This window comes from Anoxybacteroides voinovskiense (genome assembly GCF_014196205.1).
In the GTDB taxonomy this organism is placed as follows: Bacteria; Bacillota; Bacilli; order Bacillales; family Anoxybacillaceae; genus Anoxybacteroides; species Anoxybacteroides voinovskiense.
Window position 1 is genome coordinate 1 of record NZ_JACIDE010000033.1, and the last position, 15685, is coordinate 15685.

The following is a 15685-nucleotide window of genomic DNA, read 5'->3' on the forward strand; positions in this document are numbered from 1 at the left end:
CCTAGGTTTGTTTGTGTCGTTACTTACATTCTACAGGAAAGGTGCTCTTTTTTCTATGCTTTTTATGGATATTATTGGTTAATCAACACGCGTGAAGAGAAATAACAAAAACAAGAAACACGGCACTTCTTATGCTCGGTACAAGAAGTGGGAAGTAAATCGAATAAAAACTGTACCATTTGTTGCTACCGAGCGAAGTAGCTTGGTCTTCCAAGTGTGGTCCGATCCGTTCAAAAGAAGAATGAAATATTTTAATGGTATACGGAACAGACGGGAGCAAATGAACGACAACAACGCCCAGCCAATGGTCAGCAAATCCCAATCGAATCATTGTCATATGAAGTCCCATGGCTACAGCTAAGCTTGGAATCAGAATAGGAAGTGTGAATAACAACTCAAAAAACCATTTTCCTTTGAAAGAATGAAAAGCAACGGTTCTTCCGGCAGGAATGGCAACCAATAAATTCAATAAAACGACGGTGATGCCGATCCACCATGAAGATTGAAGTGCTTGCCAAAACCGTGGCTCTGTAAATAGTACTTGCCATCCCTTCAAACTCCATGTTGCTGGGAACAGCTCCCCCCATTTCCAAGAAAATGAGAAGCTTTTTACTATTAATAAGATGACCGGCATGACCAGAAATAAAATAGAAAAAAAGAAAATGAGTTTAGTACCCTTTCTAGTCACGCTATTTTCCATTCCCTTTCATCATTTGATATCGCTTCTTTATCAGGAGAGAAGTATATGCCATCATAATAGAGAAAATAAACATTGTCACACTCAACATAGCAGCGAACGCTTTCGGACGATTGCTCCAATCCCCTTCAAAAAACCATTCATAAACGAGAAGGGGAATCATTTTCGGATACGTCGTATCAAGTAAATATGGTACTTCATAGGCAGATAAAATAAATGCAAAAACAATGATGCTCGTTTCGAATAGCACAGGCATTATCCAAGGCCACTCGACAGCTTTAAATACATCCCAGTCTTTTCCACCAAGTGTTTTAACGACAGAAGATAATTGATGGTTTAGTTGATGATAGACTGGGAGAAGCATGAGTATAACGAAAGGTATTTCCTTCCAAATATACGTAATCATTATTCCTATTCCGTGAGAATCTTTTATGATGACCGGAAATTCATCTGGATGATGAATGATCCCTATACGGTGCGCGAGGGAAGAGAACCATCCAGACTGCGAAAACAATAACACCATCATATATCCCCAGACAAAATGCGGGAATAACATCGGAATCCAATATATGATTTTCAGAAATTTTTTTTGCCAATAATGATAAAGCCATCTTGTGATCAATAAACCAATGAGCATTGAAAAGAAAGTGGATACGAGAGCAATCCAAAGGCTATAACTAAACGATGCAATAAAGTTGTTATTTTTAAACACATCGATATAATACTGAAAAGTAAGTCGTCCATCTTTGTGTAAACTTTCTGAGATAGCCATCATTACTCCGTATCCGACGAGTACAATTGTTAAAAGAAACGTTGGAAGAAGGAATAAAAAGCTATTTTTTTTGAACAACTTCATGTAACCAATTCTCCTTCAGCCAATCCACGTAACGAGAATCTACTTCTGGAAGTAAATGCTTTTTTAAGACATCTGATGATAATACTGATTTTCCGCGATTTATTTGCTTTAATGTTTGTTGATCCTGTTCGGACAACTTGTTTGGATCTAATGACATACCTTCCCCCCAATACGTTGGACGAAACTTTTCTAACTGTGCTTGAGGCGATAAAAGAAAGTTAATGGTGACCATCGCCCCAGCTTTATTTGGACTGTTAAAAGGAATGGCTAAAAAATGTGTATTACCAATTGATCCAGATTCAAGCACAAAAGAACGAGTGGATGTTGGAAATGTTCCGTTTTTTATTAGACTTTCTGCACGTGCTTCGTTATATCCCATTGTCATCCACACTTCTCCTTGACTATACATACGATCAAGCTCTGTTAAAGAATTTGGATACGTTTCTCCCTCGCGCCACAAATATGGCTTTATTTCATTTAGGTATGCCCACATTTTTTCAGCTTCATTTTTCACAAATTGTGGATTGTATCCTTGTTTTAGTAATTTTTCAGATCCACCTACTGCCTCGTAAAGGAGGTGGCGTAAAAATGCATTTCCTGTAAAATCTGTCGGATCAGGGTAAGTAAATTTCCCTGGATGCTCTTTTATCCAATCCTTTAATTCCGCAAACGTTTTCGGTGGCTGGGATATTTTATTTGCATCATACAAAAATACAAATTGAACCTTTCCCCATGGTGCTTCTAACCCCTCTACAGCTGTGCCGAAATCATATTGTGTATTTAAACTACGTATGTCTATATATTTTTGAAAATTAGGAAGTTTTTCAGTGATAGGACCAAATAATAAATCATTCTCTTTTGCATTTTTGAAGTTTTCCCCATTAATCCAAATGATATCGATTGTTCCTTTTTCTTTCGCTGCTTTCTTTTCGTTTAATAATTTTTGTAAAATTTCATGTGTATCCATTGGGATTCGTTCGAATGTAATCCCATACTGTTTTTTTAGTTTTGGGGCTACCCATTCATCCATATAGTGATTAATTCCTTCATCTCCTCCCCACATAAACATTCGTATTTTTGTGTTTTTTGCTTCTTGTTCAATTTGCTCCCATTTCTGTTCTAGTAATTTTGCTTCCGGTGCAGATGATAATTCTTTTGTACTACATGCACTTAAAAAGATAAAAATGGGCAAAAGAAGGGCAAATAACTGTTTCACATTTTATCCTCCTCATTTTCTTTAGTCGCTTCATCATCATACGAGATTTAAGTAACTATTTCTGTAATACAGCTTACAGATATCCTGCTGTTGTTCCAGTATAGTTAATAATGTAAAACAAAGATGAGGAGGTCAACAAATGAAGAAAATAGCGATTTTTGTTCATGCTAACGAAAACGAATTAGCAAAGGCGTTGCACGCCTTACTTTATGCCCAAGAGTTAAAGGAAGCCGGACATGAGGTAAAGGTAATATTTGATGGTGCGGGTACTGTTTGGGTTAGAAAATTCGAGGATCCAGAAAATAAATACTATCCGTTATATAAAGCAGTGAAGCAATTAGGGGTTATTGAAGGAGTATGCGAGTATTGTGCTGGCGCGTTTGGGGTTACAGAGGATGTGAAAAAATCCGGATTTAGTTCATTAGGAGAGAGAAATGGTCACCCAAGTATCTCTTCATTCGTTGATCGTGAGTATCAAATCATCATTCTGTAAATCGTGTAAAAAGGATGTCTTGCTCTTAAAGACATCCTTTTATTTCTGTGAAGATAACAATTGTTTATGTTATACAGAAGATAAGCGAACAAATTTTTACCCCGCGCAACAAGATAATTTTCCGACATCTTGGTCAAACGTTAACGCTGCGAGCTTCAGTCCCTCGGACATCGTTAAGTACGGCGCGAGCGTTTCGCGAAGGTCGTCTATCGTTAAACCAAATTTGACGGCGAGTGTCGCTGCATAAATGACTTCTCCGGCATGTTCTGCGACAACGTGAGCTCCTAGCAATTTCCCTGTTTTTGCATCCGCGACTAATTTAAAGACACCCGTCGTTTCGTAATTGACAATCGCTCGTGGGACAGCTTCGAGCGGCAAAACGGACGTTTTTACTTCGTATCCGTTTTCTTTTGCTTGTTGTTCCGTTAGTCCAACTGTTGCGACCGCTGGGGAACTAAATGTAACCGCTGGGATGGTGTCAAGCTGAATGTTTTTATGTTGTCCGCCAATGGCGTTCGCTGCGGCGATCGTTCCTTCGTATGCGGCGACATAGACAAATTGTGGACCAAGGGTGACATCGCCTGCCGCGTAAATCGAAGGATTTGTCGTTTGTAAATAGTCATTGACGATAATTTCGCCACGCGAACCGATTTTCACTCCAGCCGCTTCTAAATGCAATGTTGCTGTATTCGGTGTTCTCCCAGTAGCAATTAGCAACTCCTCCGCTTCGACCACTTGTTGTTTTCCATTGATTTCGATATATATTTTTTTGACGTTCCCGTCTTGCTCGATACGCTCAAAAGACACGCCTGTGAGAAGGTGAATGCCTTGAGTCGTGAGCGCTTTTGTCATCGCTTCTGAAATTTCTCGGTCGTATGTTTTTAATAGTCGAGGGCTTCGTTGCATCAACGTAACGTCAGAACCGAGATGATGAAACAGTTGCCCGAGTTCGATGCCAATATAACCAGAACCGATGACCGCTAATCGCTTTGGCACTTCGTTTCGTTCAAGTAGCGTTGTACTTGTGACGTAATCCACATCGGCAAGTCCAGGAATATTCGGAACTGCCGGAGAAGCACCTGTGGCAATTAGGAAGCGGTTCGCTGATAATTTTTTCCCATTGACTTCTACTGTGTTTTCGTCGACAAATGCCGCTTCTCCTTGAATGAGCGTAAATCCATATTCGTCGATGAGATTGACATATTTCGTTTGGCGTAGGTATTGGACTAATTCATTTTTTTGCTCGATTAATGAAGCTAAATCGACTGTTCCTGCAGACGTATGCAACCCAGCGAACGGATGGTTTTTCGCAAGGGAGTTAATTTCCCCTGCCCGGAGCAGCGTTTTTGAAGGTACACAGCCGATATTTACGCATGTTCCTCCTACCGTTCCACGTTCGATCATGGCTACTTTCGCGCCATATTTTCTCGCCTCAATCGCTGAGGCAAAAGCGGCAGCACCAGAGCCGATGATGATGTAGTCATATGTTTCTTCTGTTGCTTCCATTTCCACTGCTTCTGTTGGCTGATAACCAGCTGCCGTTATGGCTTGTTTTGCTGTTTCGACGTTGGCATGAGGGAGTTCAAACACCGCTTCTCCACGGCGAAAACTAACATCAATGGGTTTTGCGCCGATTTGTTTAAGAGCCGTAGCAACGTGCGTTTCACAACTTGTACATGTCATTCCTTCCACACGAACTTTATATGTCTTCATGTTAAACACCCCTTTATTTATTCTATTCCATATCCTAGCTCTAGGACGGACTTTTTAATCGTTTCTATATCGGTTTTTGTATCATCGAAAAAAACAGTCACTTTCCCCTCGGTTCCAGTTGATTTTACAGTGACACTACGCACCCCGTTGATCCTTTTAATCGCATGTTCCACTACAAATGGGCAACTCGTGCAATACATGTTTGCTACCGTAAACGAAATGGATTGGTTGCTATTGGTAATGTCTATATCTTTTGGGTTACTGCACGCTGAAGTAAAAAGGAATAGCGTGAAAAAAATGTTAACCATTATCTTTTTATACATCATCGGAAATCCCTCTTTCTTATAGATACCCTTTTGCGCTGAACGTATACAGAAACATTCCTAATACAACCACGGTTGTCATCCATAAACTAACAATAGAACTTTTCTTTTTACATCCCCGTCCATAAACAAGATAAAAGGAGTACGCAAGTAAAACGATCGTAACAATCATTAACATCGTTTGATATTTTAATGCGTAAATGGCTAATCCGCCAGCCAAGCCTGTTAACCCAAGAGGAATGAAAATCAATGGACCTAAACAACAACCAGCCATCACAAAGGCAGAAAATACCGTTGCTAGCTGTGAAATTTTTTCTTTCATGACAATCACCTGTTACGAGCAACACGAGTCGTTCTTGGATGCAGACTTTTTTGACTGATGGTAAGAATAAAAAGTGAGCATAAGAAAAATAGCTAACGCCGGCAGTAAAACATAATCCAAGTAGCCAGTTACGGCACCTAATCCAACTGCCCCTAACAAAATGACTAAGACAGGGGTGGCACAACATAACAAAGTAACTACCGCCCCAACAATTCCTACGATAAACGTCTTTTTATGATTCATAACAATCCCCTTTCTCATGAACTAACGTTTCAATCATCGGACACTCGTATAGTGCTTTTTCATCTGGACACCGCTTCTGCAAGTCTTGTAGCACATGTACGACTCGCTGCAAGTCTTCGATTTGTCTTTGCAACTCTCCCACTTTTCTCGATACAAACTCATACATATTCGCGCATCTTTCTTTATCTTGATCGACAATGCCGAGCAGCTGATGAATTTCCGTCAGCGAAAACCCGAGTTGTTGTAGACGTTTAATGAATTGGACGCGCTTGACATCTCCTTCTGAATATAAACGATACCCCGCTTCTGTTCGCGCAGGTAGTGGGAGTAGCTGTCGCTTTTCATAATAGCGGATCGTTTCTTTATTCACGCCACATCGTTTGGCTAGTTCGCTAATCCGATACACATCATCACCTCCAAATTAAGTATAAACCTTGGACTATAGTACATAGTCAAGAGAGTAAATCATTGACAACAGTTGAAAGGTTCGAGATAATAAGAACATACATTCGTTTATCATAAAGGAGTGGGCTCATGGAGCAAAAAATTGTGACATGTCTTATGTTTTCGGGGCAAGCAGAAGAAGCGATTCGGTTTTATACGTCTGTTTTTTCGCCGGCGGAAATCGAACAGATTGTGCATCAAGAAAATGGAATGATGTTTCATGCGACATTTCTATTAAAAGGGCAACGGTTGATGGCGATTGATAACCACGTCGATCATCACGAATTTACGCCCGCGATGTCGCTATGTGTCACGTGTGATACGGAAGAAGAAATTGACCGTGCGTTTGAACAGCTCTCCCAATCCGGAAAAGTGCTCGTGCCGCTAGGCGTCTATCCATTTAGCAAAAAATTTGCTTGGGTGGAAGATCGATATGGCGTATCGTGGCAACTTTCGCTTAGTTAGACGAACAAAGCTGTTGGGTTTACTCCAACAGCTTTGTTTATCTCATCCGCTTCTGCATCCATACTTGTTTGACAATCGGTTGAAAGCCGATTTCTTTTAAAATGGAATCAGTGGCTGACGAATAGGTAATCGGAACGTTCGGTACTACTTTTACGACCTTATCTGAACAATCGCTGAAAATTTTTGTGAGCAACAACCGAAGGATCGGTTCCGCATCGTCCCTTGCAGGGTGAGCTTCGCACTGAAATAAAACCGTTTTTTCATGCTTGCCTGTTGCGTCAAAAACACGGCGATAATATGCATAGCCGATGTCACAGCCCCGTTCGTCTTTTACAAGAAGTGCTTCGCCATTTTTGGCGCTTTGCCATTGCGTTTGCCACGGATGTCGCCCTTTATAAAACGGAAGATGGCTCACTCGTTGCGGAACGGTCGTTTCCACTTGAAATGTCTCGGCGTCTAGTAAACGTGGCATTGCTTTTTGAAATTGCAAATATTCGAGTTCATCTACGATTTCATATCCGAACTTTTTATATAGTCCAATAGCTCGCTCGTTTTCGCTAATCGCTTCCAATGTCGCAAGCTCGACGCCTGCTTCTTGATATATGTCAAGTGTTGCTTCCATTAGTGTCGTTCCAACTCCTGTTTTTCGAAACGCAGGCGCTACTCCTGTGCCGCCGTTCCAAGCGATTAAAGTTCCTTGAAATTCGCGAATGCCGTTTAGCACGATCCCAACTGGCTCGTCATGATAAAAAGCAATAATGGATAACGAAGGAGAAAGCCCTTCGCCTACTACTCGCTGCAAAAAGCTTTCTATCGTCAGTTGAATCGGAAAATAATACCCTTCAAATCCAGCGTTCCAAGCACGTACCGCTTCTTCTAACGTACATTCTGATAGTCGTTTTATTTGTAGCATATTCCCTCCATTATGCCGTAATGTTTTCTTTCGACGGCGTTTCTTTTTTTTGTTGTTTGTTATACATGTTGAATAAAATCCCGCCGAAGACGAATAGTGCACCGACGATATGCACATGTGTCAATTGCTCGTTGAAGAAAATGGTTCCCATCACGGCAGCCGAGATAGGCATTACATTGATAAAAATAGAAGATGTGGACGCGCCGACTTTTTGAATGCCGTTATACCACCATACGAAACTAATAACCGAAACGATGACAGCGACATATAACACGCTTACCCATACTTCCCAGCCGCTTGCTTTAACGGAAGCAAACGTCGTGTAATACAAAGCGAAAGGCGCTAAAAACAACGTGCCAAAACCTGTGGCATATGTCGTTGCCGCAAGCGGGCTATATTTTTTCATGACGACTTTCCCTACGACCGAGTAAGTGCTCCAGCTAAGGCAGGCGCCAATTAACACAAGATCAATCGGCGCAACGCCAAGTTCTAACAAAACGGACGGATGCCCGTTTGTGATAATATATACCGCCCCAAACAACGCCACCACTAAACCGACGATGTTTTTCGCAGTGATTTTTTCTTTTAAAAATAGCGCCGCAAATAGTGTAATTAACGGGGCGTTGACCGCAATCACTAACGAACTTTTGACGATCGGGGCATATTTTGTCGCGATGAAAAAGCAAACGTTGTACAAAAATACACCAGTTAAACCGAGTAAAGCAAGCAGCCCCCAATCTTTTTTCGTTGGAACCGGGGCATGCCGCTCCTTCCACCGCCATAGCGGAAAAAGAATAAGGCTTGCGCCAAAAAAGCGAAAAAACGCCACTGAAATCGGATGCAAGCTCACCGTCGCAATTTTTCCTGCAACAAACGCCCCTCCCCAAATTGTCGTTGTCAAAAATAGAAGAAAATAAGTTTTGATATTGTTCATTTGTGCAATCCTCCTAGAAAGATGAACAGCGAATTAATACATATATCCATGGCAATGATGGCAATGAGGATACGGAAAATCCCAAGGCAATTCTTGGTCGCAAATGTTACATTTTTTCATATAGCGTATCAAATGTTTAGATAGTACTTCAAATATTTTTTCAGAAATTTCTTCTTTCAGCACAAAAACCTCTTCTTCGTTAAAAGACAACGATTGAGAATAAGCAAATGACGTAAATAACATGAGCTGTTTATAGCTGTTTTCCAATTCATCAATTGCATCGACTGACGTAAGGATAGGCGGCATAGTTACATTTCCTTCCGTCAAATATTCTCTAATCATCGTTAGCCAATAATCCGTTATCGTCGTTTCTTCGATGGAAAACGGAACGAAACAGAAAGATAATTTTTTCCAAAGAGGGAGTTCGAGCTTCATCTTTTTCAATGTTTTTTCTAAAACGAGCATTTTTCTCTCCCATTCGCTTACCTCATGAACACGATAAGGCGTTTCTTTTAATTCGTTTTGATAAAAGCTCCATGCCCGTTTGAATAAATCGAATGATTCGTAAGGAAACTTTTTTAGTGATTCGATTGATATAGGAAGAAAACTATATTCAATAGGGGCTACCGGCGTCTCTAACAACTTTTTTATTTTCTTTCGATTTATCATAGCGCAGACGAATCCTTCTTCATATATTCCTTTTCTTCCTGCTCGTCCTGCGATTTGTTGTACTTCTTCTGCTTTTAACGTACGAACAGCTTTCCCATCAAACTTTTCACTTTCCATAAAGATGACTCTTCGAATAGGAAGATTCATTCCCATGCCGATGGCATCGGTTGCTATTAATATATCGGTTAACCCTTGCCGAAATTGTCCGACTTGTTTTCTCCTTGTTTCAGGAGGCATGCTTCCGTACAAAACCGAGACGTTGTATCCTTGTTTTACAAGTGAAGCAGCAACATAGAGAACTTTCTTTTTTGAAAAAACAATAAGTGCATCTCCTTTTTGCAAGTCTTTTGGAAAAGAAAAAGCCCTCTCTTCCCAAACGAGTGGGGTGGTACGTTCGTGTTCGATCACTTCAAAATCAAACTGATGGTAAGTTAACAGCGTTTGAATCAACTCAACAGCATGCGGTGCAGCAACCAAATGAATTTCTTTCGCTTTCACCCCGACAATTGCTTTGACCCAAGCAGCCCCTCTCGTTTCATCTGCTAATAATTGACATTCATCAATCACAACCACATCAAATTCATCGGTGACATTCGCCGACTCGACTGTTGCGCTTATATGGGTACGGCCTTGTACATTTTTTCTTTCTTCTCCTGTTATTAAGGCACATGCAATACCGTGGGAACACATCTCTTCAAACTTTTCTAACGCAAGCAATCTCAATGGGGCTAAATACATGCCTGTTTTTGCTTGAAGCAACCGTTGCATCGAGTCATATGTCTTTCCAGAATTAGTCGGACCGACATGGACGATATATTTTTTGTGCACCGATGGAACGGAAAGTGATAAAGGATGGTCAAAAATTTGCTTGCTTATCGCCTTTAAGTGGCGGTTAAACTCTTTGGAATGAAGAAACGAGCGTTCAAATTCTTCCATTGATGTAAACCATGTGCTCAACCAGCGGTTCATTTTTTGCGGATTCCATTTTATTGAACATTGATATTTGTCATTTAGCAACTGTACATACGTATATGCAATTTTAGATAAAATCGCTTCGTATTCCTCTTTCGTTCTTCGCTTTTTATCTACTTTTTTTATAAAAGTCGGATAATGTCGCATTTTATCAAGAACGATTATCATCGCTTTAGAACAACTATTCTCGAGCAAGCGACAAAGCTCCTCCCATTCATCGTACAGAGCTTTCGCTTCTTTTTTTACTTCATGGAGCCATATGCCTACGTGTTGATCAATAATGGATTCACAAACTTTCCATACAGATGTTTGACGAATGGCAAGGCAGGCTTGGAAGCGAGTTTTTATTTCGTTCGTCAATTCTGTTTCTACGTATTTAACTATTTGTGCTAGGTGTTCTTCATCCACCGCATCAAAAAAGGCTTGTACTAGTTTCTCGCTCGAAAAAGCTGTTATCTTTAATGAGTCATCTAACAGCGCTTCTCCGTACTCCTCTTGAATTTGTTTTTTTATCTGTTCCTTTCTTGCAAATAACCAAGAAGATAGAGCATCGCTCAAAAAATGCAAATCCACTGGTTTTTCTATTTGTTTACATAACTGTTGAAACGGATATTCTTTGCGATAGAAAAATGACAGTTCATACTGTCCAAAATGATCGAGTAAATCCAATGCAATCGCTTCGATTTCCCAGTCTAATAGATCACGTACCTCGTAAATAAGGTCCTCTATGTCCATCTCTTCTACCTCATCTGTCCATCCTTGGTCTAGGAGATACGCACGTACTTTATCCATTCCTAATTCTCTCAAACAATCAGCGAGTAGCTCGTAAAGAAACGCTTGTATTTTCTCATCGCATCGATTGGACAAATTTTCATCGAAAGAATACAGTTCTACATCGTCCCAAACATCCCTTACCGTCCAAAAAGGTTCGGGCGTAATTTCCAACGACAACAGTTCTTCTTTTATAAGATGAACGATGTCTTCTTCCAAAGCTGTAAACCGCTGATTCAATCGCTCTTGCAATTTTTCGATCATATTTACGGATTTTTTCCTCCTCTTCGACTATGTTGTTTTTTACTTTTCCAGCCGCTGAAGTGTAGGACTGTTTTTGATGGAAATCCATGGCCGGTTGTGCTCCCAATGGACGTGTAGATCGATTTGAAACGTTTCAGATAAATAGTCGTCGGTGAGTATTTTTTCTTTTCGTCCTGCCGCTATGATTTTTCCATCCTTTAATAACAATACATGCGTCATTTCTTCGATGATTTCTTCAATGTAGTGTGTGACATATAGGACGTGGCATCCTTTTGTTGTGTCTTTGATAAGTGCTAATAGCTCTTCTCGTGTTAACATATCTAATCCTACGGTTGGTTCATCTAATAGGAGTAGCTTTGGCTTTGCCATTAGCGCCCGAGCAATTAACACTTTCCGTTTTTCTCCTTGTGATAATGTCCGGTACACTTTTCCTTTTAAATGACCGATTCGAAACGAATCCATCCATTGTTCGGCTTGTTGGAAATCCTCGTCTGTGACAGGCTCATATAGCCCTATCGAAGCAAATTTTCCGCTAACAATCACCGCCTCCACCGTTTCCGATTCTAATGTGGATTGAAATCGCTCAAACGAACTGCTGACAAATCCAATATGTTTGCGCAGCTCTGGCAAATTCGTTTTTCCAAATCGGTGTCCTAATACCGAAACTTCTCCTTTTGTTGGGTATTCATAGCCTAATACGATATTAAGTAGCGACGTTTTCCCCGAGCCATTTAAGCCGAGAATAACCCATTGTTCATTTTCTTGCACTTCCCAATAAATACGGTCTAAAATGACGCGGTCTCCTCTAATGAAAGAAACATTTTTCATTTCGATAATCATTTCCTCTGCCCCCTTCTTTACTTGTATTCGCGGTTAAATGCCAATTCCCTTCTAAATATAAAATCAGTGTTTCATTAATAAAATCCGAGTCTTGACAAATTTCTTCTCATCAAGGATAATACAAAAACAGAACATATATTCGGTTTAAAACATTATGAAATGGTGAAGGAGCTATGTAATCATGTCAACAACCAATCCATCGATGGGTTCGCTTTTGCGAAACCGGTTTATTCAAACGATTATGGTCGCTGGTTTATTTATTCAAATTGGCATTTGGGTTCGCAACTTTGCGATTTTGTTGTTTGTGACCGAGAAAACGAACGGAAACGCGCTAGCCATCTCGTTCATTTCAGTGGCAGAATTTGCGCCGATTTTTCTTTTTTCTTTTATTGGCGGAACGTTTGCCGACCGATGGCGTCCAAAGCGAACGATGATTTGGTGCGATCTTTTAAGCGCAGTTTCCATTTTTACGATTTTAATTGCCCTTCTATTTGGCACATGGAAGGCGGTGTTTCTTGCGACGTTGGTGTCGGCAGTTTTATCGCAGTTTTCTCAGCCATCGGGAATGAAGCTGTTTAAACTGCATGTTCCAGGCGAACAAATGCAAGAGGGCATGTCGCTATTTCAGACGATGATGGCCATTTTCGTCGTGATCGGTCCGATTATGGGGACGTTTGTATTTCAACAATTCGGCATTTACGTTTCCATGGCCATTGTCGGTCTTGCCTTTTTGGCCTCGGCTCTCATCTTGACGCTTTTGCCACCAGATCGAATCGAAGAGTGCACGGAAAACGTGACATCTTTATGGGAGGAAATGAAACAAGGTTTTCGTTATGTATGGTCGCGTAAAATTTTAGTCACGCTCGGCGGTGTGTTTATGGCCGCTGGGTTAGCGATGGGCTTGATCCAACCTTTAGCTATCTTTCTCGTGACGGAGCGGCTTGGAATGGAAGAAAGCCATTTACAGTGGCTGTTTGCCGCGCACGGAGTAGCGATGATGATTGGCGGAGGTTTGGCGATGGTATTTTCCCATCGAATGGGGCCGCACATTCTTCTTATGCTAGGGATGGCAAGCATGGCTGTCGGTATTTTTGTCATGGGATGGTCGACCATGTTTTGGCTTACGCTACTAGCAGAATTTGTCGCCGGGCTTTTCATGCCCGCACTGCATATTGGCGTGAATACAATTGTCATGAACCATACGGAAGAAGCATTTGTCGGACGGGTCAACGGCATTTTGACCCCGCTATTCATGGGAGCGATGGTCACGACGATGAGCTTAGCAGGGGTGTTAAAAGAACAGTTTTTGCTCGTTTCAATCTACCAAATGTCAGCGGTGCTTTTTGTGGTCGGCATTTTTGTGATGTTGCCGATGTTTCGGATGCTTAAGCAACCAAAGGCGAAATTGTTTTAGTAACAACATCAGCTGTTCGGTCAGTGGTGCCTAAGCAGCTGATGTTTTTTTCTCACAATCGTTCCTCGTTTAACATATTTCTCTCGTTACAGTTCAGCTTTTATAACTACTTTTTCTGTTTCATATGTTCGATGGTTCGTTGGATTCCTTCTTCATATGGGGTTCTTGGCAAGGGACCGATTTCCCGCTCGTATTTTTCTCCGCTTAGTACCACCGGTTCCTCATTAAGGTACATCATCTCCACCATTTCTTTCATTCCTTGATGAAAAAGCCCTAAAAATGCAATCATTCCCTTACCTACTGTAGAGACTCTCTTGGAATACCCGGTAGTTCTTCTAGCAATTTCTATAATTTCATGTCCGGAAATGACATCGTGAGCAGGGATATTCCAACTATCTCCATACGCGGATTCACGGAGGGATAGCTCCACCATCGCCTTGGCTCCATCAGGAGTATAGATAAATTCCCGTTTCACATCCATACGACCCACATATTGGGCTTTTCTACCAGAGAGTATACTGTTTAAGGTGAAATGCATTAAGGTGTTTTCTGCATTAGGTCCATAAAAATCCGGGAAATGACAAATAAGAGTGGGAACTCCTCTCTGATGCGCCTCTTTAAGCATGTTATTCAGGTGTAAACGGATTTTCCCTTTCTTCGTGTGAGGATTTTTAGGTGTATCCTCTGTTACCTTTTTCCCTGGGCTTCGGCCATAAGCATAAATGTTGTCTACAAAAACAACCTTTGCTCCATTCTTTTCCGCGGCTTTTAGAACATTTTCCATTATTGCTGGATGACCCTTAGGCCATTCAGGATAAGGGATGTTGACCGCATGAAAGATTAGGTCAACATCTTTGCATGCCTCTATCAGTTCGTCTTGCCGAAATACATCTCCTGTATACATTTCTACATCCGCCATCGTTCCAAACAATTGTTGCAACTTACCTTGTGAACGTGCAAAGGCCTTAACATGCATCTTTCTTGCTGCCAATTCTTGGACCAATGCATATCCCATCCCACCGGATGCACCAAGAACAATCGCTTTTCTCATTTTTTATTCCTCCTCGCTACCATGCAGACATATTATTAGAATTAGATAATCGTGTTCAATATTCCTGCCGTTGTGGAAAAAACCTCCTTCATGCGCTGATGGAGGTCGCTTTTTCTTTTTTCTTATTATGTTGTTCCTTTCCCATGGCAACGAGCGTAGCGCCGCTTAACACAACCAGTCCGCCGATCATTTGGATAAAAGACATGTGTTCTCGCAAAAAGATCATCGATAGGAGAAACGTTATTACCGGCTCCAGCATGCTTAAAATCGCTGCTTTTGTCGGACCGATAATATTCATTCCAGAAAAAAACGTCAGCATCGCTAAAACGCTCGAAACCAATGATGTTCCGATAATCGGAAGCCACCCTTTCACGTCAAATTGGAAATGTAACGTGCCGGAACCAGTTCCCCACACAAAAAAAGACAAAGCGGCAAAGAGCGCGATGTAGGCACTTGCTGTAATCGGTGGAACGTGTGTAGTCACTTTATTTCCTACGATAATATAAACCGAGTAAATGATTGCTGCTCCAACGGCTAATGCGATGCCAAGAAGATGAATTTTGCCTCCTGGGGCCCCTAGCACGAGCAACATGCCTGCGAAAGAAATCGCAATGGCTATGATGGTTCGTTTCGTCAACTTTTCTTGATTGATGAAAAACGAAAAAACAGCGACAAATATCGGGTTTAAATAAAGCAACAAAGCAGCGAGCGATGATGGAATATACTTGACGGCATGAAAATAAAACGAAGATTGCATCGTATAGAAGAAGCCACCCAATAAAAATAGATAGAATAGCTGGGACCACGATACTTTCCAGTCTTTCCTTTTAAACCATAAATACATAAAAAAGAACAGTGCGGCGAATGCAAAACGCAAAAACAGCAAGGTCGTCACAGCGACGCCGCTGTCATATGCATATAATGCAAAGATGGGAATAAACGCAAATCCCGTTGCCGATAACAATACGAGCCCATAGCCTTTCCACATGTTACTTGCACCTCAACTTTTATAATCTTTTATCCAAGCAGTAGAATATTACTTTCCCATCTTTACATTTGTTACTAGCTCTCTCAGACAACCTCAT

General features: G+C 41.1%; 17 protein-coding genes. 3 read left to right on the top strand and 14 right to left on the bottom strand.

Features of this window, described 5'->3' with window-relative positions:
• Positions 1-82: 82 nt before the first annotated feature.
• The 3 genes from GGR02_RS15900 to GGR02_RS15910 are packed head-to-tail and all read right to left on the bottom strand — an operon-like array spanning position 83 to position 2769.
• Entirely contained in the window at positions 83-700 is a 618-nt protein-coding gene (locus GGR02_RS15900) for an ABC transporter permease (RefSeq protein ID WP_183185944.1), read from the bottom strand.
• Entirely contained in the window at positions 690-1553 is an 864-nt protein-coding gene (locus GGR02_RS15905) for an ABC transporter permease (RefSeq protein WP_183185945.1), read from the bottom strand. Before GGR02_RS15905 ends, GGR02_RS15900 begins: the two co-directional genes overlap by 11 nt.
• Positions 1531-2769 (bottom strand): ABC transporter substrate-binding protein, encoded by a 1239-nt coding sequence (locus GGR02_RS15910; RefSeq protein ID WP_183185946.1) that lies wholly within the window; start codon positions 2767-2769, stop codon positions 1531-1533. The genes GGR02_RS15905 and GGR02_RS15910 overlap by 23 nt, the downstream gene beginning before the upstream one ends.
• Positions 2770-2908: 139 nt before the next feature.
• On the opposite strand from GGR02_RS15910, the gene GGR02_RS15915 reads away from it, so the two are divergent.
• Positions 2909-3262, top strand: a complete 354-nt coding sequence (locus tag GGR02_RS15915) for a DsrE family protein (RefSeq protein WP_183185947.1) — start codon at positions 2909-2911, stop codon at positions 3260-3262.
• A gap of 96 nt (positions 3263-3358) precedes the next feature.
• Here the strand turns inward: GGR02_RS15915 and merA are convergent, their stop codons facing one another.
• Genes merA through merR form a run of 5 tightly spaced genes read right to left on the bottom strand, consistent with a single transcriptional unit; the run spans position 3359 to position 6269 of the window.
• Positions 3359-4975 (bottom strand): mercury(II) reductase, encoded by a 1617-nt coding sequence (merA, locus tag GGR02_RS15920; protein WP_183185948.1) that lies wholly within the window; start codon positions 4973-4975, stop codon positions 3359-3361.
• Positions 4976-4992: 17 nt separating this feature from the next.
• The gene (locus GGR02_RS15925; RefSeq protein WP_183185949.1) at positions 4993-5301 is read right to left on the bottom strand and encodes a heavy-metal-associated domain-containing protein; all 309 of its coding nucleotides are present in this window, start codon (positions 5299-5301) and stop codon (positions 4993-4995) included.
• Positions 5302-5317: 16 nt separating this feature from the next.
• On the bottom strand, positions 5318-5620 hold the full coding sequence (gene merT / locus GGR02_RS15930) for a mercuric transport protein MerT (RefSeq protein WP_183185950.1): 303 nt from the start codon (positions 5618-5620) through the stop codon (positions 5318-5320).
• Between the two features lie 12 nt (positions 5621-5632).
• Positions 5633-5863 (bottom strand): mercury resistance system transport protein MerF, encoded by a 231-nt coding sequence (merF, locus tag GGR02_RS15935; RefSeq protein ID WP_183185951.1) that lies wholly within the window; start codon positions 5861-5863, stop codon positions 5633-5635.
• Positions 5853-6269 carry an Hg(II)-responsive transcriptional regulator gene (gene merR / locus GGR02_RS15940; protein WP_183185952.1) on the bottom strand — a complete coding sequence of 139 codons (417 nt, stop codon included), beginning with the start codon at positions 6267-6269 and terminating at the stop codon, positions 5853-5855. The genes merF and merR overlap by 11 nt, the downstream gene beginning before the upstream one ends.
• Positions 6270-6397: 128 nt before the next feature.
• Here merR and GGR02_RS15945 point away from each other — a divergent pair, with 128 nt between their 5' ends.
• Positions 6398-6772, top strand: a complete 375-nt coding sequence (locus tag GGR02_RS15945) for a VOC family protein (protein ID WP_183185953.1) — start codon at positions 6398-6400, stop codon at positions 6770-6772.
• Positions 6773-6809: 37 nt separating this feature from the next.
• Here GGR02_RS15945 and GGR02_RS15950 read toward each other — a convergent pair whose 3' ends face one another.
• The 4 genes from GGR02_RS15950 to GGR02_RS15965 are packed head-to-tail and all read right to left on the bottom strand — an operon-like array spanning position 6810 to position 12135.
• Positions 6810-7685, bottom strand: coding sequence for a GNAT family N-acetyltransferase (locus GGR02_RS15950; RefSeq protein WP_183185954.1), 876 nt, complete (start codon positions 7683-7685; stop codon positions 6810-6812).
• A gap of 10 nt (positions 7686-7695) precedes the next feature.
• Positions 7696-8619: a DMT family transporter gene (locus GGR02_RS15955; protein WP_183185955.1), complete on the bottom strand. Its 924-nt coding sequence runs from the start codon at positions 8617-8619 to the stop codon at positions 7696-7698.
• A 33-nt stretch (positions 8620-8652) separates the two neighbouring features.
• Entirely contained in the window at positions 8653-11295 is a 2643-nt protein-coding gene (locus tag GGR02_RS15960; protein ID WP_183185956.1) for a helicase-related protein, read from the bottom strand.
• A 39-nt stretch (positions 11296-11334) separates the two neighbouring features.
• On the bottom strand, positions 11335-12135 hold the full coding sequence (locus GGR02_RS15965; protein ID WP_183185957.1) for an ABC transporter ATP-binding protein: 801 nt from the start codon (positions 12133-12135) through the stop codon (positions 11335-11337).
• A 181-nt stretch (positions 12136-12316) separates the two neighbouring features.
• Between GGR02_RS15965 and GGR02_RS15970 the strand changes: the two genes are divergently transcribed.
• Positions 12317-13549: an MFS transporter gene (locus tag GGR02_RS15970; protein ID WP_183185958.1), complete on the top strand. Its 1233-nt coding sequence runs from the start codon at positions 12317-12319 to the stop codon at positions 13547-13549.
• 106 nt (positions 13550-13655) lie between these two features.
• On the opposite strand, the gene GGR02_RS15975 is transcribed toward GGR02_RS15970, so the two are convergent.
• The gene (locus tag GGR02_RS15975; protein ID WP_183185959.1) at positions 13656-14600 is read right to left on the bottom strand and encodes an NAD-dependent epimerase/dehydratase family protein; all 945 of its coding nucleotides are present in this window, start codon (positions 14598-14600) and stop codon (positions 13656-13658) included.
• Between the two features lie 88 nt (positions 14601-14688).
• Positions 14689-15588, bottom strand: coding sequence for a DMT family transporter (locus GGR02_RS15980; protein WP_183185960.1), 900 nt, complete (start codon positions 15586-15588; stop codon positions 14689-14691).
• Positions 15589-15685 lie beyond the last annotated feature (97 nt).